At 60.3% G+C, this 25,537-nt stretch carries 21 protein-coding genes and 1 tRNA gene; 16 read left to right on the top strand and 6 right to left on the bottom strand.

Going from position 1 to position 25,537, the window contains the following annotated elements; genetic code table 11:
* From B3759_RS14630 to B3759_RS14595, 8 genes are all read left to right on the top strand, one after another.
* On the top strand, positions 1 to 618 hold a 618-nt coding region (locus B3759_RS14630), incomplete at its 5' end, for a phosphate acyltransferase (protein WP_408736499.1).
* 114 nt (positions 619 to 732) lie between these two features.
* Complete coding sequence (locus tag B3759_RS14625) at positions 733 to 1,698, top strand: beta-ketoacyl-ACP synthase III (protein WP_291367030.1); 966 nt, start codon at positions 733 to 735, stop codon at positions 1,696 to 1,698.
* Between the two features lie 93 nt (positions 1,699 to 1,791).
* Positions 1,792 to 2,085 carry an integration host factor subunit alpha gene (locus B3759_RS14620; RefSeq protein ID WP_099348530.1) on the top strand — a complete coding sequence of 98 codons (294 nt, stop codon included), beginning with the start codon at positions 1,792 to 1,794 and terminating at the stop codon, positions 2,083 to 2,085.
* Complete coding sequence (locus B3759_RS14615; RefSeq protein WP_291367027.1) at positions 2,082 to 2,639, top strand: MerR family transcriptional regulator; 558 nt, start codon at positions 2,082 to 2,084, stop codon at positions 2,637 to 2,639. Before B3759_RS14620 ends, B3759_RS14615 begins: the two co-directional genes overlap by 4 nt.
* 90 nt (positions 2,640 to 2,729) lie before the next feature.
* Positions 2,730 to 2,803: transfer RNA gene (locus B3759_RS14610), tRNA-Pro, on the top strand.
* A 400-nt stretch (positions 2,804 to 3,203) separates the two neighbouring features.
* Positions 3,204 to 3,770, top strand: a complete 567-nt coding sequence (gene efp, locus B3759_RS14605) for an elongation factor P (RefSeq protein WP_010666201.1) — start codon at positions 3,204 to 3,206, stop codon at positions 3,768 to 3,770.
* A 92-nt stretch (positions 3,771 to 3,862) separates the two neighbouring features.
* Positions 3,863 to 4,690 (top strand): inositol monophosphatase family protein, encoded by an 828-nt coding sequence (locus B3759_RS14600; protein ID WP_291367065.1) that lies wholly within the window; start codon positions 3,863 to 3,865, stop codon positions 4,688 to 4,690.
* A gap of 113 nt (positions 4,691 to 4,803) precedes the next feature.
* Entirely contained in the window at positions 4,804 to 5,619 is an 816-nt protein-coding gene (locus B3759_RS14595; protein WP_291367025.1) for a hypothetical protein, read from the top strand.
* Positions 5,620 to 5,710: 91 nt separating this feature from the next.
* Here B3759_RS14595 and radA read toward each other — a convergent pair whose 3' ends face one another.
* A complete protein-coding gene (radA, locus tag B3759_RS14590; protein ID WP_291367023.1) occupies positions 5,711 to 7,111 on the bottom strand; it encodes a DNA repair protein RadA in 1,401 nt (466 codons plus the stop codon).
* Positions 7,112 to 7,274: 163 nt separating this feature from the next.
* Between radA and B3759_RS14585 the strand changes: the two genes are divergently transcribed.
* The 3 genes from B3759_RS14585 to B3759_RS14575 all read left to right on the top strand — a co-directional run bounded on the left by B3759_RS14585 (position 7,275) and on the right by B3759_RS14575 (position 10,878).
* Positions 7,275 to 7,715, top strand: a complete 441-nt coding sequence (locus B3759_RS14585; RefSeq protein ID WP_291367021.1) for a hypothetical protein — start codon at positions 7,275 to 7,277, stop codon at positions 7,713 to 7,715.
* Between the two features lie 114 nt (positions 7,716 to 7,829).
* Positions 7,830 to 10,001 carry a ComEC/Rec2 family competence protein gene (locus B3759_RS14580; RefSeq protein ID WP_291367019.1) on the top strand — a complete coding sequence of 724 codons (2,172 nt, stop codon included), beginning with the start codon at positions 7,830 to 7,832 and terminating at the stop codon, positions 9,999 to 10,001.
* A gap of 241 nt (positions 10,002 to 10,242) precedes the next feature.
* The gene (locus B3759_RS14575; protein WP_291367017.1) at positions 10,243 to 10,878 is read left to right on the top strand and encodes a hypothetical protein; all 636 of its coding nucleotides are present in this window, start codon (positions 10,243 to 10,245) and stop codon (positions 10,876 to 10,878) included.
* 92 nt (positions 10,879 to 10,970) lie between these two features.
* On the opposite strand, the gene bfr is transcribed toward B3759_RS14575, so the two are convergent.
* The 5 genes from bfr to B3759_RS14550 form a co-directional block, all read right to left on the bottom strand.
* Entirely contained in the window at positions 10,971 to 11,456 is a 486-nt protein-coding gene (gene bfr / locus B3759_RS14570) for a bacterioferritin (RefSeq protein ID WP_291367015.1), read from the bottom strand.
* A 341-nt stretch (positions 11,457 to 11,797) separates the two neighbouring features.
* A complete protein-coding gene (mdoH, locus tag B3759_RS14565) occupies positions 11,798 to 13,942 on the bottom strand; it encodes a glucans biosynthesis glucosyltransferase MdoH (RefSeq protein ID WP_291367013.1) in 2,145 nt (714 codons plus the stop codon).
* Entirely contained in the window at positions 13,939 to 15,495 is a 1,557-nt protein-coding gene (locus tag B3759_RS14560; protein ID WP_291367011.1) for a glucan biosynthesis protein, read from the bottom strand. The genes mdoH and B3759_RS14560 overlap by 4 nt, the downstream gene beginning before the upstream one ends.
* 72 nt (positions 15,496 to 15,567) lie before the next feature.
* Entirely contained in the window at positions 15,568 to 15,930 is a 363-nt protein-coding gene (locus B3759_RS14555; protein ID WP_291367063.1) for a winged helix-turn-helix domain-containing protein, read from the bottom strand.
* Between the two features lie 152 nt (positions 15,931 to 16,082).
* A complete protein-coding gene (locus B3759_RS14550; protein ID WP_291367009.1) occupies positions 16,083 to 17,636 on the bottom strand; it encodes a DegQ family serine endoprotease in 1,554 nt (517 codons plus the stop codon).
* 143 nt (positions 17,637 to 17,779) lie between these two features.
* Here B3759_RS14550 and B3759_RS14545 point away from each other — a divergent pair, with 143 nt between their 5' ends.
* The 5 genes from B3759_RS14545 to B3759_RS14525 all read left to right on the top strand — a co-directional run bounded on the left by B3759_RS14545 (position 17,780) and on the right by B3759_RS14525 (position 25,520).
* Positions 17,780 to 19,435: a lysine--tRNA ligase gene (locus B3759_RS14545; protein WP_291367008.1), complete on the top strand. Its 1,656-nt coding sequence runs from the start codon at positions 17,780 to 17,782 to the stop codon at positions 19,433 to 19,435.
* A 94-nt stretch (positions 19,436 to 19,529) separates the two neighbouring features.
* Positions 19,530 to 21,563: a lysylphosphatidylglycerol synthase domain-containing protein gene (locus B3759_RS14540; RefSeq protein WP_408736500.1), complete on the top strand. Its 2,034-nt coding sequence runs from the start codon at positions 19,530 to 19,532 to the stop codon at positions 21,561 to 21,563.
* 74 nt (positions 21,564 to 21,637) lie between these two features.
* On the top strand, positions 21,638 to 22,369 hold the full coding sequence (locus B3759_RS14535; RefSeq protein WP_291367004.1) for a gluconate 2-dehydrogenase subunit 3 family protein: 732 nt from the start codon (positions 21,638 to 21,640) through the stop codon (positions 22,367 to 22,369).
* Between the two features lie 65 nt (positions 22,370 to 22,434).
* Positions 22,435 to 24,213 (top strand): GMC family oxidoreductase, encoded by a 1,779-nt coding sequence (locus tag B3759_RS14530; RefSeq protein WP_291367003.1) that lies wholly within the window; start codon positions 22,435 to 22,437, stop codon positions 24,211 to 24,213.
* Complete coding sequence (locus B3759_RS14525; RefSeq protein WP_291367001.1) at positions 24,210 to 25,520, top strand: c-type cytochrome; 1,311 nt, start codon at positions 24,210 to 24,212, stop codon at positions 25,518 to 25,520. The genes B3759_RS14530 and B3759_RS14525 overlap by 4 nt, the downstream gene beginning before the upstream one ends.
* Positions 25,521 to 25,537 lie beyond the last annotated feature (17 nt).

The following is a 25,537-nucleotide window of genomic DNA, read 5'->3' as shown; positions in this document are numbered from 1 at the left end:
GTGGGATGCGACTGGCGTAACCTTGTCGAATTCGCCGTGATGGGTGAAGCCTTCGCCAAGGCTGTGCTTGGTCTGCCCGCTCCCACGATCGGTCTGCTGAATGTCGGGGCAGAAGAGCTGAAGGGCGACGAAAAGCTGCGTCAGGCTGCTGACGTGCTGAGAGACAGTCCGCTTGCCGGTCAGTTTCATGGTTTTGTCGAAGGGCATGACATCACGGCTGGCACGACGGACATTGTCGTGACGGACGGCTTCACGGGAAATGTGGCGCTGAAAACAGGTGAGGGCACCATGAAAATGGCGTCCGGTCTGTTCCGGCAGGTGTTTACCAGCAGTCTTGCCGGTCGTCTGGCCTATCTTCTTGTCCGCCCGGCTCTGGAGCGCATGAAGGACTGGCTTGATCCGCGCCGGTATAACGGGGCGGTCTTTGTCGGGCTGAACGGTGTGGTTGTGAAGTCACATGGCGGCACAGATGCGGAAGGCTTCGCATCTGCTGTTGATGTGGCGATGGATATGGTCACGCATCATTTCAATGAAGGCATTCGTGCCCGTCTGGGGAACATGTCCTCGCTGACGGCCAGTCGGTCTGTTGCTGATGCGGAACGTCAGCCTGTGGCATGACAGCAGGCTCAGTGGTCTGTGCTGATAGTTTTTCAGTAATTTTAACGTGGTTTCTGTGACTGAAGACAGCGGGCGAGGGTTGTTATTGCCCCCCGTGTCCTGAAGGTGTGCCGGATGACGATACGTTCCATGCTGGTTGGCGTTGGCAGTTATCTCCCTGAGAAAATTGTTACTAATGATGAGCTCTCCGAGCGCCTCGATACGTCGGATGAATGGATTCGCGGTCGCACTGGCATTGGTCAGCGACATATCGTCAACGGTCAGGAAAACGCGGTTTACATGGCGTCCCGTGCTGCCCAGCGGGCGCTGGATTTTGCCGGAATCGATCCGATTGATGTGGGCGCTGTCATTGTGGCGACATCCACACCCGATCAGGTTTTTCCGGCGACAGCCGTGCGTGTCCTCGCTGATCTTGGTGTGACCAACGGATTCGGATTCGATATTGCCGCTGCATGCAGCGGCTTCATCTATGCGCTGTCCACGGCCGATGCGTTCATCCGCGCCGGTAACGCGAAGTGCGTCGTCGTGATCGGCAGCGAAGTTTATTCCCGTATTCTCGACTGGTCTGATCGGGGGACGGCTGTGCTGTTCGGCGATGGTGCCGGAGCCGTTGTGCTTCAGGCGAGCGACGATCCCGGCGAGCGTGGCGTTCTCTCCACGCATCTGCACGCCGATGGCTCGACTGGCGACATTCTGTATGTTGACGGTGCTGTCGGACGGCCTGATCACACCGGTCATCTGCGCATGAACGGACGGGAAGTGTTCCGTCACGCCGTGGCGAAGCTGGCGTCGTCGGTGGATGAAGCGCTCGAAAGTGTGGGTCTTGATGCGTCTGATGTGTCCTGGCTGGTGCCGCATCAGGCCAATATCCGGATCATCGAAGGCGTTGCCCGCAAGCTGAAGATGCCGATGGAAAGGGTGGTGGTCACAGTGGATCGTCACGCCAATACCTCGGCGGCGTCCATTCCGCTGGCGCTGGATGAAGCGATGCGTGACGGACGGATCAAACGCGGCGATCTGGTGCTCATGGAAGCGCTGGGTGGTGGACTGACCTGGGGATCGGCGCTGGTCCGGATCTGAGGAAGATCGTCCTGTCCGTCAATTCAGTTGGCGGACGATTTTTCTCCTGCACGATATAATTGACGGCCCGTATCAGCATGTTACCCTGCAATCATGAGCACGGTAACGCGCGCCAGTCTGGCGGAACACATCTATACGGAAGTCGGCCTGTCCCGGAGTGAGTCCGTGGCGTTGCTGGAAGCCGTCCTTGAAACAATGGCGACTGCGCTTGAATCCGGGGAGTCGGTGAAGATCAGCGGCTTCGGCACTTTCATGGTGCGCCGGAAAGGTCAGCGCAGTGGTCGGAATCCAAAGACCGGAGTCGAGATTCCCATTCTCCCCCGGTCGGTGATTTCCTTCCGGCCCAGCCATATCCTGCGGGCAGCCGTTAACGGTGCATCTGAATGAATATTGAAGAAAGCCCGGAAACCGCGCCAGACCCGCAGGAAGCAGATGACGAGATTCGTGGACGCAAGGGGCCGCTGGCTTTCCGGACCATCAGCGAAGTCGCTGATGAGCTGAAGGTGCCGCAGCATGTGCTGCGCTTCTGGGAAACGCGATTTGAGCAGGTCCGTCCCCTGAAGCGGGGCGGCGGTCGTCGTTATTACCGACCGGAAGATGTCGATCTGCTTCGGCGGATTGCGACATTGCTCTACGTCAAGGGTTACACCATCAAAGGCGTCCAGCGCGTTCTCCGTGAAAAGGGACCGGAAGGGCTGGAAGAGGAAGTCAGCGGCAAGGCTGCTGAGGCCTCTGTGTCCGATACGGTTTCTGCGCCGGAAGTGTCCCAGCTGCAGGATGAGGTGCCACCAGTCACGCCCGTCGTGCAGCCGGAACCACAGATTGTTACGGTGACCGTGCGCGACGAGCAGCTCGAGAGTGAGCATGACCGGATGCGGAAAAGTCTTGAAGATATTCTGCATCGGCTGGCTGAGGTAAAGGCCAGTCTGACGGTCGATTAAAGCGGCAGAGTGCATTTGCCGGTCGGATGCTGTCGAACCTCTCTTGTGGAGGGTCGGCAAGCCTGCTAGAGAGTGGCCGTTCATTACTGACGGGCAGTAGCGCAGCCTGGTAGCGCATCAGTCTGGGGGACTGGGGGTCGTGGGTTCGAATCCCGCCTGCCCGATATTTACCTGCATCAGGTAAATCGTCAGTAAGAAAAACTGCCATACAATATAGATGAGATCTGATCATCAGTCATGGCCGCCGGATATCGGCGTGCCAGGCCGTCACTCCGCCTGTTCTAGTGGCGATGTTGGTCTGCTGTAATGAATTGTTTGACTGAAATCTGTGGAACCAACCCGATTTGCGGGGCGCATCCATCAGGGATTGCAGCTCTCTGGCTTCTTTTTTCGGATCGCAGGATTTCAAACGACAGGCCTTTGAGGAACGCAGGATGTGTTCCGGCAATTCCTTTCGGCAAAGCTGTCCGGCGGTAATACCGCTGGTCTGACCTTGCTCTTCAGCCGTCTGAAGGGTAGAAGCCCGCCTTTGATCCCCAGTGTTTCCTTCTTCAGGGATAAATTATGAAACAGCAGGCAAACCTGATCCGCGCGGGCCAGGTCATTGAGCATGACGGCCGTCGCTGGACGGTTCTCAAGCAGCAGATCATCACGCCAGGCAAGGGCGGCGCGTTCATTCAGGTTGAAATGCGTGACCTGAAGACGGGCAACAAGACCAATGAGCGCTGGCGTACGGCTGATACGGTCGAGCGTCTGATCACCGAGGACAAGGAATACAACTATTCCTACACCGACGGTGAAACGCTGGTTCTGATGGACCCGGAAACATTCGAACAGTTCATGATTCCGGTCGAACTGCTGGGTGATCAGGCGCCGTTCCTGCAGGACAACATGGTGCTGAACCTGAATCTCGTCGAAGGCGACCCGGTTGCCGTGACGCTGCCGCCGCAGGTGACGCTCGAGATCATCGAGGCTGATCCGGTTGTGAAAGGCCAGACGGCCAGCTCGTCCTACAAGCCTGCCAAGCTGTCCAATGGTGTAAAGACCATGGTGCCACCGTTCATTGAGGCGGGAGAGCGCATCGTGGTCCGCACGGATGACGCCAGCTATGTGGAGCGTGCGAAATCCTGAGGGATTTCGTCCGACACTGACCATCGCCGGGTGCGTTTTCCAATCCCGGCGGTTCCAATTTCCGCTTTCCTACAGGATCAAATGTCGTGGCGATGCGTCTTTCTCCCGTAATGACCGTGATGCAGGCCGCCGCCGAAAAGGCAGCGAAGCGTCTTCTGCGTGACTTCAACGAGGTCGAGCAGCTTCAGGTCAGCATCAAGGGACCGGGTGACTTCGTGTCGCAGGCCGATCTGCGCGCCGAGCGCACTCTCAAGGAAGAGCTGGAGCGGACACGTCCCGGCTACGCCTTCCTGATGGAAGAGAGTGGCGAATCGGGTGGTGACAACTGGACATGGCGCTGGGTGGTTGATCCGCTCGATGGCACGACCAACTTCCTGCACGGCATTCCGCACTGGGCGATCTCTATCGGCCTGCAGCGTCGCCTTCCGGACGGCTCCATCGAGCTGGTCGCGGCTGTAGTCTACAACCCTGCGGCAGGTGAGATGTTCTGGGCGGAGAAGGGCGTAGGCGCTTATCTGAATGACCGACGCATCCGTGTCTCGGCGCGTCGCGAGATGCTGGAATCGCTGTTTGCGACCGGCATTCCTTTCGCCAAGGTGTCTCCGAAGCGTCGCCTTCCTTTTGCCCGCGTCATGGGCACGCTGATGCCGCAGGTGGCAGGCATCCGTCGTTTCGGTGCGGCGGCGTTGGATCTGGCATGGGTTGCTGCTGGCCGTTACGAAGGATACTGGGAATTCGGCATCAAGCCGTGGGATTGCGCCGCCGGTGCCCTGCTTGTGCGCGAGGCAGGTGGTCACTGCACCGATCCGGATGGCAACGACCTGAATGATCTGCCCGATGACGTGCTGATTGTGGCTGGCAACGGTCATATGCACGGCAAGCTGCGGGAAATTGTGGCGGATGGTCTGACCGCCGCCTGATCTTTCGTTTGCCACTTTTCGAGTCAATCCTCGAAGGCGGTTTTCCGTGATCCCGGGCTATGCAGTGTTTGCCGCAGGATCATCCGGTCCACGTTGTCCCGAGGCCTTTTTGCATGAGCGGTTTGAGAAAGTCTTTTCATAAGCCCGAAGGTCGTCGCCTGCTGGCGATGACCGGCGTGCTGGTGATTGCGGGACTGGCAGCGGCTGGCGGGGCTGATACGGCGCGCGCACAGATCACCACGGACACATCGGTGCTCGGTGCGCTGGGTGGGGCTGCGCCGGAAAAGTCGAAAGCCGAGACTGGACCAGCGAAAAAACCTGTCCACAGGCAGGCGACTCCCGCTCCGAAAGCCGGAAAATCTCCTGCTCCAACGAAACCGGAGGCGCAGAACGCGGCTCCCACTGCCTCAACGACCGGGGCCGCGCCTTCCGCAGCGAAACCCTCCAAACCACCACCGGCAGCAACGATTCCGGCGGCTCCGCCACCACCACCCGTGCTGACACCTATTGTGATCCCGGTTGAACTGCATCCTTTCCCGATTCCGCCTGATCCTCAGCCGTCAAAAGACGCCAAGGGTGATGTGCTGCCAATCAGCGGCGGGTTGCGGGTGACGTTCGGAGCGGATTCGGCCCAGCTCAATCCGGAAACGAAAAACGGCATTCTGGCGTTCGCCAAGATGCTGAAAGAGCATCCGGATGTGAGGGCGCTCGTCGATGTCACGGCCAGCGGTGTGCCCAACGATCTGTCGCGCCCGCGTCGTATGTCGCTGAGTCGTGGGCTGGTGATTCGTGCTGTTCTGATGAACGCAGGCATTCCGTCAACGCGGATTTATGTCCGTGTGATCGGTCTGCCAAACAAGACCGGGATCGAGACGCCTGCGGATCGGGCGGATATCCGCCGTTCCGATGAGGCTCCGGCAGAAAAATAGGAACATCTAGAGGTAGAAAGGCTCTCTGTTCTCTGAAAACAGCGAGCCTTTCTGCAAATGAGCTGAAGACCGGAGTTTTATTTATCCGTCTTCAGTCCTCTTCTGGTTCCCGCGTGCCATTTCCGCCCATCGCGGCCACCAGACTGGAAAGATGTCCGAGTTCCTGTAACTCCAGACCGGCGGGCGGTTTTGTGCGGGCGGCCCCTCGCGCCACACGCCGTGGCGAAACGGCGGTGGTGAAACCGAGTTTCTGGGCTTCTCGCAGACGCAGATCAGATTGCGGCACCTGTCTGATCTCGCCGGAAAGACCGATCTCGCCAAAAAAGACCGATCCCGCGCTGGTGGGCTGGCCTGTGGCGGCGGAGATGATGGCGGCGGCGGCGGCCAGATCGGCAGCCGGTTCCGTGACGCGCAGACCTCCGGCAAAATTCAGATAGACATCCATGCCCGCCAGTTTGAGCCCGCATCGGGCCTCAAGCACCGCCAGCAGCATCGACAGCCGACCGGTATCCCACCCAACCACGGCGCGGCGTGGACTGCCATCACCGGCCTTGGGAGACAGCAGCGCCTGCACTTCCAGCAGGACGGGGCGCGTGCCTTCCAGCCCGGCAAACACGGCAGAGCCTGCAATGTTGCCGTGCCGCTCGGCAAGAAACAGCGCGGAAGGATTCGGCACTTCCACAAGACCACGGTCAGTCATGGCGAAGACACCGATTTCATCGGTAGCGCCGAAACGGTTTTTCGCGGCGCGAAGGATACGGAACTGGTGTCCGCGATCGCCTTCGAAATACATCACGGCATCAACCATGTGCTCCATCACACGCGGGCCCGCCAGACCACCCTCTTTCGTCACATGGCCGACGAGAATCAGCGCAAACCCACGTTTTTTCGCCAGACGGATTAGCTCAAAGGCGCAGGCCCTGACCTGTGCGACGGAGCCGGGCGCGCTTTCGATCGTGTCGAGCCACATGGTCTGGATCGAATCGATGATGACCAGACCCGGCGGCGTGTCGGTTTCGAGGGTGGCCGCGATGTCGGAAACATTGATGGAAGCAGCCAGTTCCAGTGTCGGTGCGTGCAGTTCAAGCCGTCTGGCCCGCATTCTGATCTGCTCGACAGCCTCTTCGCCTGAAATATAGATCACTTTTTGCCCTGTGGCCGAAAGCCGACAGGCCGTCTGGAGCAGCAATGTTGATTTGCCGATACCAGGGTCACCCCCCACCAGAACCACCGATGCGGGGACGAGACCGCCTCCCAGTACGCGGTCGAGTTCGGCAATGCTGGTTCCGATCCGCGCCGGCGGCTCGGCGCTGCCTTCCAGACCTGAAAAGGTCAGGCGTCGCTTGGATTTGCTGGCTCGCGAGGCGGTCGGTTCGACCGTTTCCTCAACAATGGTGTTCCATTCATGACAGGCTTCGCACTTTCCGGACCATTTGGGATAGACAGCGCCACAGGACTGGCAGACGAAACGGTGGAGAGGTTGCTTGGCCAAGGAGCGTTACATTCCGAAATAAAGAAGAAGAGGTATAAAAAGTCACAGACCTATTTTTAACGCAATTCTCGTGTTCTGTTGCATTGTCATTCCTGACCAGATTGTTAAATTCCCGTCTTATTAGGCCGATTTACAGGCTTCGGTGAACCAAGGAGAAGAGTTCGTGGCACGAGCCAGTGTGATGAAGGCAGCGAAAGCAGGAAAAACACGGTCATCAGCAACGAAGTCCGCCACGACTTCGGGTAGAACGGCTGCACCGCGGAAAAGTCGGGCCCGTAAGGAAGATCTTCTTTCAGAGGTTGAAGTCGAAGAAGTGGAAGCGCCGGTAGAGGTCGTTGTTCCGGTCAAGGTTCCGCCCGTGCCGGAAGCCCTGTATTTCGACGCCCAGTGGTATCTTGAAACCTATCCGGATGTGGCTGGCGCAGGCATTGACCCGGCGACACACTATCAGACGAATGGTTTCCGTGAAGGTCGTAACCCGAACGCGGCGTTTGACGGCAAGGCCTATCTGGCCGCCAATCCCGACCTTGAAGGCTATTCCGAAGATCTCTTCGCGCATTACGTCTTTTTCGGTGCGTCCGAAGGACGTCGCATCAAACCCTGAGCAAACGAAGTGTGCTGACGGTGGAGTAGCACTGTCCGTCGGCATCTCTTGGCGACCAGCGTAAAAGCCTGCACATAGCGTGCGGGCTTTTTGTTTTTCAGGAGTAGCGAGCCGGTGAAGGGCGCACTGACCCGCTTGCAGACTCTGCTTCTCACGGAACGTCACAGACTGCCGTTGTGGCTGCCTGTTTTTATTGCCCTTGGTGTTCTCGCCTATTTTCAGCCTCTCACGGAGCCTATGGTCTGGTGGGCTCTGGGTAGCTGCCTTCTTGCCGTTCCTCTTCTCATAATGGGCTGGCATCGGTTGGAGGGACGTGTCTCCGGTTGCGTGCTGCTGTGCCTGAGTCTCGGCTTTCTGGCGGCGTGGAGCGAAAATCATCGCGCGCCGCCTATGCCCGAACTGCCCCGACGCGCCGTCATGCTGACTGGTCATGTTCAGGCGGTGGATATGCTGCCTGCTCGTGTTGAGGGTGCGCCGGGGGGACGACGTGTCACCCTGTCTCATGTGCGCTTCGAGACATGGCTTGATGAAGGCATGGCGCCGCTGAAACGGACGCTGCGTATCCGGCTGCGCGATGACGATTCGCTGGTTTTTGGACCGGGAAATGATCTGCGCATCCGTGCCTTGCTGGAAGCACCGCCTTTTCCTGTCATGCCCGGAGCGAGGGATCTGCAACGGGAGGCATGGTTCGCGAGAGAAGCGGGAACCGGTCGGGCTCTAGGGGCCGCGACACTGGTCGAGGATGGTGGAAAGGTCACGGCCACGACAACCCTCGAACGTCTGCGCGAGACGATTGCCGCCCGGATCGCTGTTGTGCTGCCCGGATCGGACGGCGCGATCGCCTCCACACTTCTAGTCGGCCTGTCGGGAGGTATTGCGCCGAAAGATCGGGAGGCGTTTTCGGTATCCGGCCTGTCGCATCTGCTGGCGGTTGCGGGGCTGCATCTGGGTATCGTGATGGGGGTGGTGGTCACGACTGTCCGCTACGGCCTTGCCTCCATTGAATGGACCGCGCTCCGCTGGCCGTGCAAGGAAATCGCGGTGATCTGCGGGCTGCTCGGCGGCATGGTCTATGTGTTGATGACCGGCATGCATCTGCCGGCCCTGCGCAGTCTGATCATGGCCTGTCTGGTCGTGCTGGCGCTTGTCACGGGACGAAATGCCGCCTCCATGCGCGGGCTGGCTGTTGCTGCGACGGTCCTGCTGCTGACCGGTCCGGCGGTGATTCTGGGCGTTCCATTCCAGATGTCCTTCGCGGCGGTGATGGCGCTGATTGCAGGCTATGAAGTGCTCAGGGTTCCGCTTCGGCGGCTACACGGTGAGGGAACGGTCAGTCGCCGTTTTCTCGTGCATGTCACGACGCTTGCTTTGACCAGTCTGTTGGCGGGCACGGCGACGCTTCCGGTCTCCATGGCGCATTTTGGCGAGATCCAGCCGTTCTTTGTGGTGGCGAACCTGCTCGCCGTCCCGATGACGGCGCTCTGGGTGATGCCGGCGGGACTACTCGCTGTTCTGCTGATGCCGGTCCACCTTGAACGCTGGGCGCTGGATGTCATGGGGTGGGGCGTGGATGGCATCATCTGGCTCGCCGATATGGTGGCTCATTGGCCCGCAGCCCGGATCGCCGTGCCGATGACGCCCGGCTGGGGACTGGCGCTGTTTCTTTTCGGCCTCTGCTGGCTGTGCCTGTGGAGCCGGACATGGCGACTGCTTGGCATTGCACCGATGCTTGTCGGGTTTCTCACACCGTTTTTCCATTCCCTGCCGGACGTGGTCATCACGCCTGATGGTGGACTCATTGCGGTGCGTGAGGGCGATCAGTTGCTGATGAGCGGTCAGTCCCGTGACGCCTGGTTTGAGCGAAGAGCGCTGGAGCAAGCGTTTGCTCGTCCGGTTGTCAGCCTGCCGCTGCATGGCGAGACGGCCAGTGGAGACCTCACCTGTGGTGAGGACGGAGCTGCGGGGGTGTGCGTTCTCACGCGTGGTAAACATTCCGTTCTGCTTCGCGTGGAAGATACGACGGATGGTCAGAGCATTCTGTCCTCAGAGGTCTGTCAGGGAATGGATCTCTTTGTGGCGGTGTCTCCGGCGCGCTCCTCTTGCCGGGATGTGCCGACCATCGACCGGTTTGCGGTCTGGCGGGAAGGGGCTGTGGCCGTTTGGATGACGGATTCGGGTGTAAAGACGTTGTCTGACCGGCAATGGAGCGGTGATCGTCTCTGGGTCATGCGGCCGGGACGCCACGGGGTGCCGAATCTGCCTCTGGCCAAAGAGGATGAGCGGTAAGCGTCCAGCTTTATGAGCCTCTCCTCTACCCGGATGATGCCCTATCACACCGTTTCAGCAGGGTTTTTCCTGAAAACAGAAATTTCCGTTGAGATCCGGCTGGGTTTTCAGAATGTCTGGCTGGACATTCGTATGCAGATTTTACCGGAAACCATGCGGTTTTTAATTGCAATTAAGAATGGTTCTCAATTAAAGAAGGTTCAGCAAGACAGGAGGCGGACCTTCCGGGTCCGAAGATGCCATGAACGCGACTTCCGATACTCTGACTGAACTTTCCGGTGACGAACGGGTAGCTGTGTGGATGCTGCGGTATCTCGCAGGCCCCGGTCGTCCGTGTTGCCGCCTTGGAACTGGCGGTTGGGGCGACATGTTCTTCCGACAGGATCTGGAGGCGCTGGGATCGGCGTTTCGGCATGCTTTGGACCGATGCTCCGGGTTCGGCATGAACCCGCTGGATGTGCGTATGCGGGAATGCGGGTCGGTCAGTCTGACAGAAATGAATCTCCTTGATGCAACAGCTCTCGCCCAGAAGGGAGATGAGCGCGGCATGAAGGCTGTGCTGAGGAAGGTATTTCCCCAGCATCATGTTGTGACATCCTTCGCAACGGCGATGGTGCAGCTTGGGGCCTGTCTGGCGTCGGCGGGCTTCTGGCTGTTGAGCAGGGTCTGCGTGCGGGATGATGTGACGTCGGACGGACAGGCGCGGCCCGGAAAAGCAAGGGTTGTGCAGAAGGCGCAGCCAGTCGCAGAAGCGGCCAGACCGGTCGCGGCGGCCTCTCTGGTGACGCTGTCCCGTTGGCGGAACAATGACATGGCGGTGGGGCAGGTGCTCTGGCCGGTCATGGAACGTCAGCCCGGTCTTCCGGCGGGTGCCTGAAAAGACGACAGGCCGGGAAGAAAGCTCTCCCCGGCCTGTCGGCGTATCGTCCCGCTCCTGCGAACAGGATGGCGTGAGTCTGTGTGCTACGCTCAGCCCTCGTTGGCGGGGCCGGAGTTGAGCTGGATGTAGTTCTCGATGCCAACCTGCTTGATCAGGTCGAACTGGCGGTCGATGAAGTCTTCATGCTCTTCCTCGTTGTCGAGGATCTTGAGCAGCAGGTCACGGGAAACGTAGTCGCGGACGCTCTCGCAGTAAGCGATGCCTTCACGCAGATCGCCGAGGGCCTTCTCTTCCAGCTTCAGATCGCATTCAAGGATTTCCTTGACGCTCTGGCCGATGAGAATGGTGTTGTAACGCTGCACATTCGGCAGGCCGCCGAGATACAGGATGCGCTCGATCAGCCAGTCGGCGTGGCGCATTTCCTCGATGGATTCGTCGTATTCCTTCTTGCCCAGCAGGGTCACGCCCCAGTGGTTCAGCGTGCGTGCGTGCAGGAAATACTGGTTGATGGCTGTCAGCTCGTTGGTGAGCTGAATGTTCAGGTGTTCGATAACCTTCGGGTCTTTAATGGCCATGAGTGCCTCATATCTGTGGGGATGTTGAATATGAGATGGCTTTACACCTGATTTTCATGCGCTGGCAAGAAAAAACCTTTATTTTTCAAGGTAATATAAGAAGTGACTTGCATTCTCATCTGACGTTTTGAGCTGTTTCTGACGGAAATGTCCATGTTTTCAAGGAAGTGGCTGCAAGAGAAAGCCACTTCATTCACTTGTTTTGTGGATATATGGCTTTCAGGAATCCGAGAGCTGAAAAAGAGCGGGACGCTTCTGCCGACCATGAATCGTGGGGGCTGCGTCCCTGTGTTCTACTCTCCTGTGCCTTTCCGGGGATGCACAGGAGAGTCTCTATCGCCTCAGCGGGGTAACGTAACCAGTCGGTCCAGCCCGCTCGCATCGCCCAGAGCCGCGGCCTTTTCCTTGGGGGTCAGCGCCGTTTCCGCATCGGTCAGCGACCGTGCTTCCTGAAGCTTCAGCAGTCCGACAAGCCGGTCGGCGTCGATTGGATCACCCGGTTTGCGTGGTGGTGGCAGCATGGCGCGATGAGCTGCCAGCAGTGTCGGATCAGAATACAGCGCTTCCAGAGCGTCTTCGGGACAGTTCGGAGCTGGCATCTGCATGGCGTCCGCAGCTTTCAGCAGCACATCCGGCGTCTGCGTTTCTTCCGGAACCAGAAGCAGTCCCGCCCGACGCAGGGCCTGTCCGGCGTCACGGCTGGCGGTGAGCGCTGCGAGTGGAATGGCCAGAACCAGGCCAAGCAGCACCGGCGTCATCCAGAGGAACAGGGAAATGGAGACAGCCCACGCCGCCGTGCCAAGGATCAGACCAAATAGGGTGTAGCGCCAGTAGCCTTTGACGATGACGCTGAACGGCACGCCGCCATCGTCACGACGCTGTGCGTTCCAGCCGGAATCCTGTCCGCTGAGAATGGAGATCACGCCGCCTGTCTGGATCAGCATGGCGATCGGGGCGATCAGGCCGCCGATCAGCGTCTCCACCACAATGGAGCACGCCGTCCGGATCGCGCCGCCACAACCTTTCAACGTGGTCCTGTTGAAGAACAGAGCGATATAGGCGAACAGTTTCGGCGCGAGCAGAATGGCCATCGTGGCGATGAACACATATTTCGCGCGGACCGGATCGACCTGCGGCCAGTGCGGGTAAAGCGTTTTGGTGTCGCCGAAATATTCCGGACGCACAAAGCGCGCCTGAAGTGAAATCAGGATACCGACGAGCAGGAAGACCAGCCACAGCGGAGACGTCACGTAGGCTCCGATGCCGATCATCATGTGCATCCGGCTCAGCCAGTGCAGCCCCTTGGTCGGGATGACCTTGTAGTGCTGGAGATTGCCCTGACACCAGCGACGGTCGCGGATAGCGACATCTGTCAGCGACGGCGGGCTTTCCTCGTAGGAGCCGAGCAGGGCCGGAACCATGTGAATGGCCCAGCCGCCGCGTCGCATCAGGGCGGCTTCCACGAAGTCATGGCTGAGGATGTGTCCACCGAAGGGCTTGCGGCCCGGTAGATGCGGCAGTCCGGCCTGTTCGGCGAAGGCCTGCGTGCGAATGATGGCGTTGTGGCCCCAGTAGTTGCTGGCCGCGCCATGCCACCAGGCAATGCCGTGGGCGATTAGCGGGCCATAGACGCGTCCGGCGAACTGCTGCATCCGGGCGAAGAGGGTCGTGCCGCCTGCGATGATCGGCAGTGTCTGGATCAGGCCGACCTGCGGGTTGCGTTCCATCGCGGCGGCGATTTGCACCAGTGTACGACCGTCCATGACGGAGTCCGCGTCCAGCGTGACCATGAGCGGATAAGCGCCACCGAAGCGACGCACCCATTCGCCGACATTGCCCGCCTTGCGTTCGATGTTCTTGGCGCGGCGACGGTAGAAAATGTGTCTGTCGTCCCCCGTATCCCGACGCAGGGCGAGGAAGGCGGCTTCCTCAGTCACCCACACATCCGGGTTGGTGGTGTCGGAGAGAATGAAGATGTCGAACGCATCCGCACGTCCGGTTTCCTGAAGACTGGCGTAAATGGCACGGAGACCGGCCATCACGCGGTGCGGGTCTTCATTGTAGGTCGGCATCAACAGCGCGACGCGGGTGTTCAGCGCAGGAAGCGGGCCATCCGCGTGGATGCCGAGCCCCAGACCGCCTTTCGTCAGCAGGGACCAAAAGCCCGCGACAGAAGAGGTGAAGGCCAGCGCAATCCATGTGAAGAGCAGGATGAACAGCACTTCCATGATGACGCCGAGCACCGAGAACCCATTGGCGTCGAGCACGAGATGGGTCTGGTAAGCACCGTAAAGCGTCAGCGCGAGGGCCGAACCAATGACGGCCAGTCGCCGCAGCCAGACAAGCGGAGGCTCGGTCGGGGAGACCGGCTCACGCCCATGCAGATCGGGTGCGGCATGGAGATCCTGTGTCTCCATGGGCATGGGCGCTTCGGGAGGAAGTGCATGGAACCCGGCGGCGGAGATAACGCCGGGAGCGTCGGTCATGGCGTCCAACGATATACCCACTGTTCTGAGACAGGCCCCTGATCATTGGCGAGAACGACATTCATTTCAGCGAGCTTTGCATCGCCGGGATAGAATTCGAACGTGGTGCGCCAGCCATTGGTGTTGGGATTGGGCTCGACGACCACGTTCTTGATCGTTCCCGCGGATGTTTGCGGAATGAGATGGAATTTCGCGTCCGGGGCAGTGTTCGCAACGGGGCCGCCGGTAAAGTCGATGGCGAAGAACCGGGCTTCCTTGTGGTCGGTCACAGCACCGACACGGGTCGCGCCGATCCGCGCAAGCTCCGTCGGGAACGGCTCATCCCAGCCCCAGTACATGCGATAGGTGTAGGCATATTCATGCCCCGCCTGCATCGGTTCCTTGGGACGCCAGAAGGAGACGATGTTGTCATTGACCTCGTTAGGGGTCGGAATTTCAACCAGATCGATAAAACCCGCGCCCCAGTCACCGATCGGTTCGATCCACAAAGACGGGCGCTTCTCGTAGTTGAGCGCAAGGTCCTCGAAATCATGGAAGGAGCGACGGCGCTGCATCAGCCCGAAGCCGCGCGGGGAGATGTCGCTGAACGCCGAGAACTGGAGGTCCAGCGGATTGCGCAGCGGTCGATAAAGCTGCTGGTCCGATCCGGTCCAGATCTGCAACGCCTCGCTGTCATGCGCGGCGGGACGCCAGTCATCGACATGGGTGCGATCATTGGTGTCGAAATAGAACATGCCGGTAAAGGCGGCGATGCCGGACTGCTCGATCTTCACACGCGGGAAGAAGGTGGACTGCACATCAAAGATGGTGGTCTCACCGGGGCGGATGGTGAAGCGGAAGGCGCCGGTCACGGACGGGCTGTCGAGCAGCGCGTGAATGACGACCGAGTCCACACCTGCCTGCGGTTTTTCCAGCCAGAAGGCGCGGAAGAGGGCGAATTCCTCACCCTTCGGGTCGCCGGTGCCGTCTGCGAAACCACGGGCGGAAAGACCGTAATTCTGGCCTTTGGCGACGGCGCGGAAATAGGAGGCTCCGAGGAACACGGCGCACTCTTCCATTACGCCGGGCGTGTTGATGGCGTAGCGCAGACGCAGACCGGCAAAGCCGAGATTATCGGTCACCCGCAGCATCGGGTCACCATAACGGAACATGTCAGGGCTATACGGAACCGGGGCGGACTTTCCGTCTACGACCTCATGCATCTCGATACGCTGGGGATAGAGAAAGCCACGCGGGAAGAATTCAACGTCGAAGGCCAGATTGTCGTTGTGCCAGAGCGCCTGATCAGGCTGGAACTCGATAGAACGGAACTGGTCGAACGTCAGGTTCGTCAGAGGCTTCGGAAGAGACTGTTCCGGCGCGCTGTAAGGCTTGGCGGCCAGACGACGGGCGATCTGTGTAACAGTGCTGTTGTCAAACGGCGTGGGAGCCGGGGGTGCGGGAGGGGCATCAGCGGCGTGGGCCGGTCTGCCGAGGAAGTCTGTTGTCAGGGCGGCCAATGCGACGCCGCTGCCTGCACGGAGCAGATCGCGGCGGAAGACGGAGGATGACACTCTTCTTATTCTCCCGGTTATTAGAGACAGACCTGATGCTCTGTCAGCTATTGTACCAGTCTGTTTCGATTGTCACGAACGTGAGGCTTTTTGAGGGCGGCGGACCATGCCGGCGAGCTCATCGAGCGCTGCTTTCGCCCCTGCTGCCGCATCCTGTTCCGCTGCGCGATAGCAGCGGACGACGGTCTGCCCTGCTTCCGTGAGATGGGCACCGCCGCCGCCGCCGGGTTTGGTGGCCACCAGTGGGGCGCTGAACTGCTTGTTCAGGGCGTCGATCAGCAGCCATGCGCGGCGATAGGACATGCCCATCGCGCGTCCCGCCGCCGAAATCGAGCCGGTTTCTTCCAGATGTTCCAGAAGGCGGATCTTGCCGTGTCCGAGTGCAGGATGACCATCCACATCCACCCTCAGCGTCAGGCGTAGCTCAGTCACAATGTCAGATCCTCAATAGCGTTTGCAGAAATCGCCGGATGGATAACGCCGGACGGATAACGGAAAACCGATCATACGCACCAAAATCCCTGACCGGAAGGCTGTCAGGGAGGAAATGGCGTCTGTCGTCCTCCATCCGCTGGCCTATCTCCCGCTCAGTGAGCGCCGTCCAGCGGGAATGGCACCCAGCGCAGTCCGTCCATGTCATGAACCAGTAGCAGAACGGAGTGGCGCTGTTCCTTCTGTGCCGTCTCGATCCCCTTGCGCAGATCAGCCACCGAATTCACCCCGACCTGCTGAACCTCGGTGATGACGTCGCCTTCCTTGAGGCCCCGATCAGCCGCAGCGCCGCCATCCGTGACGCTGGTGATCACCACACCCTTCTGGTCTTCGGGAAGACGGTATTTCTTTCGGTTCGTTTCCGTCAGGCCAGAAACCTTCAGGCCAAATCCGCTGAAATCGGCGGATTTGTCGGCAGGGTGGTTTCCGGCTTTCTCCGGATGATCCGGATGCGTGGCCTCTTTCGGCTCGGGCAGGGTGCCGATGGTCACGGCAAGATCCTGCATCTTTCCATGACGCCAGACCGAAAGGGTGGCCTGTGAATCGACGGGCAGATCGGCGATCAGACGCGGCAGGGCATGGCCCTCTATCGGCTTGCCGTTCAGGGCCTGAATGACGTCGCCAGTTTCAAGCTTTGCCTTCGCCGCCGGTCCCTTGGCGTCCACGCCCGCAATGAGAGCGCCGCGCGCCGGTTTCAGCCCGAGACCGTCAGCGATCTCCTGCGTCACATCCTGAATCCGCACGCCGATCCAGCCGCGTGAAACATGGCCTGTCTTGCGTAACTGCTCGATGATGCCCCGCGCTTCATTGGATGGAATGGAGAAACCGATACCCACCGAACCGCCGGAGGGGGAGTAGATGGCGGTGTTCACACCGATGACCGCACCGTGCATGTCAAAGAGCGGTCCACCGGAGTTGCCCTTGTTGATGGGGGCGTCGGTCTGGATGAAGTTGTCGTACGGCCCCTGCTCGATATTGCGGCCACGGGAGGAGACGATGCCCGCCGTCACCGTGCCGGACAGCCCAAATGGATTGCCGATGGCCAGCACCCAGTTGCCGACGCGGGCAGTGTCACTGTCGCCAAACGACACGAAGGGTAGCGGATGTGGTGACGTGACCTTCAGCAGCGCGAGATCGGTGCGGTCGTCATGACCGATCACCTTCGCCGGAAGGACGGTGTTATCCTGTAGGGTGACCGTCACGCGGTCGGCCTTGCGGATGACGTGGTTGTTGGTCACCACATAGCCCGTCGGATCAATGATGAAGCCGGAGCCGAGCGCCTGCATCTTGCGCGGTGGCGCGTTGGGGGCGTTCTGGCGGTTCATGAAGTCGTGGAAGAACTTCTCGAACGGCGAGCCGCGGGGGAACTGGGGAATCTGCGGACCTTCCTCGTCCCCTTCATCGTCGTCGTCCGAATCGCCTTTCATGGTCTGCGTGGTCGAGACATTGACCACGGCGGGAAGCAGACGGTCCGCGAGATCCGCGAAACTGCCCGGCACGCCGTGGGCGTCGGTCGTAACCTGCGGCATGGGAGCGGGCGCGGAGTCTGCGTGAGCCGGCGCACTCAAGGAGCACAGGGCAGTTGAGCAGACCGAAACAGACAGGCCGAAGGAGAGCAGAAAGGAACGGGCGGGACCGGAAAAGGGCATGAAAGGTGCGTTCTTTGTCTGGAAAAAAAACGAAACAGGCTCCTTCCATAACGCAGCGTGAGGCAATGTGACAGTGTTACGAGATGTCGCGCCTGCGTGATTTGAATTGACCGGAAGCCGCTCTGTTCATAGCTTCCCGCACCATGTCTGACCAAAACGTAAATCCTGCTGGCCATTCCCTCCTGCCGAACGGGGCTGTTCCCAAAGCCTGGCCGTTTCAGGAGGCGCAGAAAATCGCCGATCATGTCACAAACAGAGGCGGCGATCGTCCGGCGCTGTTCGAGACGGGCTATGGTCCCTCCGGCCTGCCGCATATCGGCACGTTCGGCGAAGTGGCCCGCACAAGCTGGGTGCGTCAGGCCTATACGGCGCTGACAGGCAAGCCTTCCCACCTGCTTGCGTTTTCCGATGACATGGACGCGCTGCGCAAGGTTCCGGACAATGTGCCGAACCGCGAGATGCTGGCCGAATATATCGGCAAGCCGCTGACCCGCGTGCCCGATCCGTTCGGCACGCACGATTCCTTCGCGGCCCACAATAACGCCCGCCTGCGGTCCTTTCTCGACGGGTTCGGGTTCGATTACGAATTCGCGTCCTCGACCGAATATTATACGTCCGGCCGCTTCGACGCCGCGCTGAAGCGCGTGCTGGAAGTGCATGACGAGATCTGCGCTGTGATCCTGCCGACGCTGGGCGAGGAACGCCGCGCGACCTATTCGCCGGTTCTGCCGATCCATCCGAAGACCGGCAATGTCATGCAGGTGCATATCGACAAGGTCGATCCGGCGGCGGGCACGGTCTTCTGGACCGACGAGAACGGCGAGCGTTTCGAGACGCCCGTGACCGGTGGCGCCGCCAAGATGCAGTGGAAGGCCGACTGGGCCATGCGCTGGTATGCGCTCGGCGTCGATTATGAAATGTCAGGCAAGGATCTGATCGACAGCGTGCGTCTGTCCGGTCGCATCTGCCGTATTCTCGGATCAGCGCCGCCCGCCGGTCTGACCTACGAGCTGTTCCTCGACGAGCACGGTCAGAAGATTTCCAAGTCGAAGGGCAATGGTCTCTCCGTTGAGGAATGGCTGCGTTACGCGCCGCCGGAGAGCCTCGGGCAGTACATGTTCAATCAGCCGCAGCGGGCGAAGCGTCTGTTCTTCGACGTGATCCCCAAGGCTGCTGACGAATATCTCTCCCATGTCGATAAAGCCTCGGCTCTTCAGAAAAATATTGCGGAAGGCTCGGAAAGCGAGACGCAGGATGCTGATCGTCTGGCGCTCTACGCCAATCCGGCCTGGTTCCTGCATGCCGGTCATATTCCGGATCATGCGGGCAGCCCGCTGTCCTTCGGCATGCTGCTGAATCTCGCTAGCGTGGCGAATGCCGAGACGCCGGACGTGATGTGGGGCTTCATCAAGCGTTACGATGCGAACGTCTCTCCCGAGACCCATCCGATGCTGGCCACGCTGGTTGAGCGCGCCATCGTGTTCTACGCCGACTTTGTCCGACCGGCGAAGAGCTATCGCCTGCCGAATGAACAGGAGCACGCGGCTCTGGCCGATCTGGCGGAGGCTCTCAAGGTTTATGAGGGCGAAGAGGTATCCGCCGATGTGTTGCAGAATCTGGTGTTCGAGGTCGGCAAACGTCATGCGTTCGAGCCGCTGAGAAGCTGGTTCACCTGCCTTTACGAGGTTCTGCTGGGGCAGAGTGAAGGACCGCGCTTTGGCGGTTTCATCGCGCTTTACGGTGTTCGGGGCACCATTGCGCTGATTGAAGCGGCGCTGGTGCGGAGCGCGGAAGCCTGAGGGCCTCGCCATGCCGCTGACCCGTAATCCCGGAGAGAAACCGCCTCATTTCTCTCCGGAAGACGAAGAAGCCATGGTCTCCCGTGTGGAAGCCATGGCGCAGGACACGCCAGCGCTTCAGGACAAGCCGAAAAGCTGGAAGCGCTGGCTGAAACATCTGCCGCACCTGCTTGGGCTGCTTCTGATGGTCGCCGCCATTCTGGTGGTCCGCAAGGAAGTGCAGTCGCTCAGCATGGCCGACATCCGGGCAGCGCTCAGCGGTATTCCGCACAGCGCGCTGATGGCGGGCGTGGGCTGCACCTTCCTGTCTTACTTCATTCTGTCCTTCTATGACCGGCTGGCGGTCATTCAGGTCGGACACAAGGAAGTCTCCTTCCTCAGAACCGCCTTCGCCGCGTTCTGTTCCTATGTGCTGTCCCATAATCTGGGCTTCTCGGCGGTGTCGGGGGCTGCGGTCCGCTTTCGGCTCTACCGTAACTGGGGCCTGCCACCGTTTGCGATCGCGCACATCATTGCGTTCTGCTCTGTCACCTACCTGCTGGGCGCAGGCGTTCTGATCGGCAGCGTGCTGCTGTTGGAGCCGGGCGCCGTGCCGGGGCTGGGTGGCCGTATCCCCGCACCGGTGACGGCCGGGATCGGCGTGCTGTGCTGGCTGGGCGTGCTCGCCTACATTCTGGCCGGGCTGAAATGGCGGAAAATCACTTTCCGGGGCAAGGAAATCGACCTGCCATCCACGCCGATGGCGATCGCTCAGACGGTTGTGGCCGCAGCCGATATGGCGGCGACCGCCGGTATCGCGTGGGTGCTGCTGCCTCCGGGAACGATCGACTACACATCCTTTCTGGCCATCTACATCGCTTCCTACACGGCAGGTCTGGTGGCGAGTGTGCCGGGTGGTCTCGGCGTGTTCGACAGCGCCATGCTGCTGGCGCTTGGCCCGTATATGTCCAAACCGGACATCATCGGGGTCATCCTCGTCTTCCGGCTGTTCTACTACATCATCCCACTGTTTCTGGCGGGCGGCATGTTCGCGGCGCACGAACTGTTCCTGCGTGGCGATGCCGCTCTGGCGCGCAAGAAGGGCCGGGAAGACAGTGATTCTCCGGCAAAGCCCCGTCGCCCAAGTCAGGCGGTGCGGGAAAGCGAGGCTGATTTCTCCGTGGCGGTCGCCACCGGTGTGGTCGCCATGTGCGGCGTGCTGCTGATGATCCTGCCGGTCATCAATCCGGTGCATCATGCCGTCGGTTCGAAGATCATCATGTTCGTCTCGCGGCAGGTTGGCGGTTATGCCCTGACACTGGCGGGGGCGACCCTGATCGCGCTGGCGGTCGGGCTGTCACAGCGTGTGACGCTGGCGTGGGGCGCGACGCTCTTCGTACTGGTGCTGGCCGCAGCGGCGACATTCCTGCGTGGCAATGCGCCTGCGGTCTCGATCGTGCTTGGCTTCTCGGCGTTCCTCGTCGCCCCATTCCGCCGCTGCTATTATCGTCATGCCCGACTGTTGAGTGAGCCTCTGTCTTTCACCACGATCCTCTCGCTCATTCTGCTGATTGGCTGCGCGCTGCTTATTGGTACGCACCGTGAGGCGACGGACAGCTGGTGGCAGCTGTTTGTGCCGGAGGGCAGTCACGCCCGCTGGATCGTGACGGTGGCCGGGGCGCTCGCCTTGCTGGTCATCGCCAGTCTGGCGCGTCCGGGTCGCGTGATCGTGCGGTCCTGGAACGAGAAGAACGCCGAATGGTATTACAGTCTGGACCACGCCATCCCGGCTGTGCCTGGTGGGGTCGTGCACGGCATGGTGGCCGGTGAGACCGGAACTGCGGCCATCCCGTTCCGTCGGCGCGGCAATTTCGTGATCGGGTTGGGTGATCCGGCGGGTGATGACGCCGATGCGCCATCGGTGATCTGGCGTCTGCGCGATCTGGCATTGCAGGAAGGGCTTCAGCCCGTTTTCTGGGGAACCGGTGAAGTCTTCCTGCCGATCTATGATGATATCGGTCTGGTCAGCTGGCCGCTTGAGGGCATGCCCGGCCTGTATGTCAGCTGTCCTTCCGAACAGATCGGGCTGGTCAGGGCGCTTCTGACCGGACGCAAGGGCGGGGGCAGGGCCGTCCGGTCGGCCAGCTGAGTCTTCGGTCGATCGTTTCTTTTCCGGACTGACGGTTTGCACTCTGTGTCAGGGATGTGACAGTGTGCGGCATCATGAGTGTTCAGAACGACACACCGAAGAGACTGCCGGTCCCACCCGGCATGAGCAGGCGGCATTTTCTCATGGCCCTCGCCGGGACCGCCGCTTTCTGGACAGCAGACGAATTTGCTGACTGGCGGCAGGCCATCGCTGCGGAAGCGGCGCAGACCTACACGCCGCGTTATTTCACGCCTGATGAGTGGCGCTTTCTGGAAGCCGCTACCGAGCAGCTCTTTCCGGAAGACGAGACCGGGCCCGGAGCGAAGGCTCTTGGCGTCGTCGGTTTCATCGACCGCCAGATGGACACCTCTTACGGTCACGGCGGTCTCTGGTTCATGAGTGGACCTTTTCAGAGCGGTCCGGCCAACCTCGGTTATCAGCTTCCTTACGCCCCCCGCGAAATCTACCGGATCGGGATTGCAGGTGCTGACCAGTATTGTCGCGATCATTATGGTCACGCTTTCGCGGATCTGGATCATCCCACCCAGATCGAGGCGCTGACGGCGTTCGAGAAGCTGCCGATCCAGTTCGGCGAGACCCTGGCGGCGGGTATTTTCTTCGAGCAGTTGCGAACCAACACGATGGAAGGCGCGTTCTCTGACCCGATCCATGGCGGCAATCGTCATCTGGGCGGCTGGGTGATGCTTGGCTTTCCCGGTGCCCGTGCGGATTTCATGGACTGGGTGGACCAGTATGGTCCGGCCTATCCGCTGGGCAGCGTGTCGATCAGTGGCGAAACTGCCTGATCCGTGCCGCTACGTTCCTTTTTCCTCGCCTGTCCCCTGCCTGACAAAACGGAGCCCGTTGCCGCATGACTACGAAGAACGCCGACGCCATTGTGGTCGGCGCGGGGTGGGCTGGATCGATTCTGGCCAAGGAGCTGACGGAAGCGGGACTGAAAGTCGTCATGCTGGAACGCGGCCCGGACCGTGCGACGGCGGTCGAGGGAGCCTATCCGGACTCCATCGACGAACTGCGCGGCGCAATCCGTCATAGGCTGTTTCAGGATCTGTCGCGTACGACCGTCACCATTCGCAACAAAATCGGTCAGACGGCGCTGCCGTACCGTCAGCTATCGGCATTTCTGCCGGGTGAGGGTGTGGGCGGCGCGGGACTGCACTGGTCCGGCGTGCATTTTCGTGCGGCTCCCGATGATCTTGCGCTGCGCAGCAATGTCATTGCCCGCTATGGCCAGAAATTCATTCCGGAAGGCATGAATCTTCAGGATTACGGCGTCACTTATGACGAACTGGAGCCGTTTTTCGATAAGGCCGAAAAAGTCTTCGGCACGTCCGGTGAGGCTTACAAGATCAACGGCAAGGTCGTAGGCAATGGCAACGTGTTCGCGCCGTCACGCTCCGACGATTTTCCACTACCGCCACTGAAAGACGTTTATACGGCCAACCTTTTTCGCAAGGCGGCCAGTGATGCGGGGTATCACCCCTATTCGCTGCCTGCTGCCAATGCTTCGCGGCAGTATACCAATCCGTATGGCGCGCAGATGGGGCCGTGCAACTTCTGCGGTTATTGCAGCGGTTATGACTGCTACATGTATTCCAAGGCCTCGCCGAACGTGAATATTCTTCCCGTTCTAAGGAAAGATCCGAATTTCACGCTGATCACACGAGCGCATGTCATGCGGGTCGATCTCGACAGCACGAAGACGCGGGCGACGGGCGTGACCTACCTTGATCTTGATTCGAACAAGGAAGTGACGATCACGGCGGATCTAGTCGTGCTCGGGGCTTTTCAGTTCCACAATGTGCATCTGATGCTGTTGTCGGGTATCGGTAAACCCTATGACGCACAAAAGAACGAGGGCGTGGTCGGGCGCAATTTCGTCTATCAGACCATCACCACGTCCCGCGCTTGGCTGCCGGAAAACCAGTTTACCAACCAGTTCATCGGCACGGGTGGCGGCGGAGTCGCCATCGACGATTTCAACAGCATGAATTTTGATCACGGGCCGCATGGCTTTGTCGGTGGTTCGCCAGTCTGGGTCAATCAGGCGGGCGTCAAACCGATTGCAGCGTCCACGATCGGTGGCGGCAAGGATGCGCCGCGCTGGGGCGCGGGCTACAAGAAGGCGTTGGTCAACACTTACCGGCACGCGATGGCGATCGACGCACATGGCAGCAACATGGCCTATCGCGATGTGTTCCTCGATCTCGATCCGACATGGAAGAACACCTACGGCCAGCCGCTTCTGCGCATGACGTTCGACTGGCAGGATAACGATATCCGCATGAACCGCTACGTGGTCAGCCAGATCGAGCCGATCATGAAGGCGCTCGGAGCCACCAAATACGAACTCGGCATGCTGGAACCCGGCAAGCCGTTCGACACACGTCTGTATCAGACGACCCATCTGGGTGGCGGCGCGGTGATGGGAGATGATCCCAATACCAGCGCGATCAACCGCTATCTCCAGAGTTGGGACGTGCCGAATGTGTTCGTCATTGGCTCCAACGCCTTTCCACAGGGAATGGGCTACAACCCGACCGGAATGGTCGCAGCGCTTGCCTACTGGTCGGCGCATCATATCCGCACGACCTATCTGAAATCGCCCGGCCCGCTGGTGCGGGTATGAGAGGGATCCGTTTTGCACTCTGTCTGGCTGTCTTTCCACTCGTTGCGTCAGCCCATGCTGCAACGCCGTCCGAAGACCTGATCCGGCAGGGTGAATATGTCGCCCGTGCGGCGGATTGTGCGGCTTGTCACTCTGTCAGAGGGCAGCCTCCGTTTTCGGGTGGCGTGCCGTTTGATCTGCCGATGGGCCGTATCTACAGCCCCAACATCACGCCTGATCCCGATCATGGCATTGGCAGTGACACGGAAGAGCAGTTTGCTCGCGCCATCCGTGAGGGCGTGCGGAAGGATGGGGCGTCGATGTATCCGGCCATGCCGTTTCCGTCCTACGCCCGCCTGACGGATGCGGATGTCCATGCGCTGTTCGTCTATTTTCGCTATGGCGTGAAGCCAGTAGCCACGACGCCGCCCGCCAGCACAATTGTCTGGCCGCTGTCCATGCGCTGGCCGCTGACCATGTGGCGTGGGATGTTCGCGCCCACGCCCCGTCAGGCCGCGGCGAAGACAACACAGCGCTCCTTCCCCGACCCGGTGCTTGCTCGTGGAGCGTATCTTGTGGAGGGAGCAGGGCATTGTGGCGCGTGTCACACGCCGCGCGCGCTGAGCTTGCAGGAAAAAGCTCTCACCGCAGCGGATGGCGACCTCTACCTGTCGGGTGGTGGCTCGGTGGATGGCTGGCATCCGCCCTCGCTGCGTCAGGAAAACCGGACCGGTCTGGGGCGGTGGTCTGAGGATGACATCGTCGCCTTCCTGCGTGGTGCTCGGGCTTCCGAAGGATCGGCTTTTGGGGGCATGGCGGACGCCGTCCAGCATGGCACGCAGTATCTGACCGATGACGATCTGCACGCCATCGCCCGTTATCTGCGTTCATTGCCTGCGCGGAAAACTCCTGATCTTGTATGGAAGTATGATCCGACTACGGAAACCGCGCTGCGGCGCGGGGATGTCAGTGCTCGCGGAGCGCGGGTGTATGTCGATCACTGTGCCGCCTGTCATCGTGATGATGGACGCGGCTACCCTGCTGTTTTCCCGCCGCTTGCCGGAAATCCGGTGGTGATGGATGAGCAGCCGGACTCCCTGATCACGCTTCTCTTCAAGGGGGCGATCGTTCCTGCCTCACATAACGCGCCTTCGGCGTTCGTAATGCCGCCCTTTGCGCATGTGTTGTCCGAGCAGCAGATGGCGGATGTGCTGAGCTTTATTCGTGGTGCTTGGGGGAATGATGCGGCGGCAGTGGATGTGGAGGTCGTGCGGAAGCTGACGCCGAAGGAAAGTGGAGCGGGTGGAGTGAAGATGCCTCTTAATTGAGGGGGCAATAGGAGTCA

Source organism: Acetobacter sp. UBA5411 (genome assembly GCF_002409645.1).
In the GTDB taxonomy this organism is placed as follows: Bacteria; Pseudomonadota; Alphaproteobacteria; order Acetobacterales; family Acetobacteraceae; genus Acetobacter.
The sequence above is the reverse complement of the archived record's forward strand: the minus strand, read 5'-3'. Positions and strand labels throughout refer to the sequence as shown.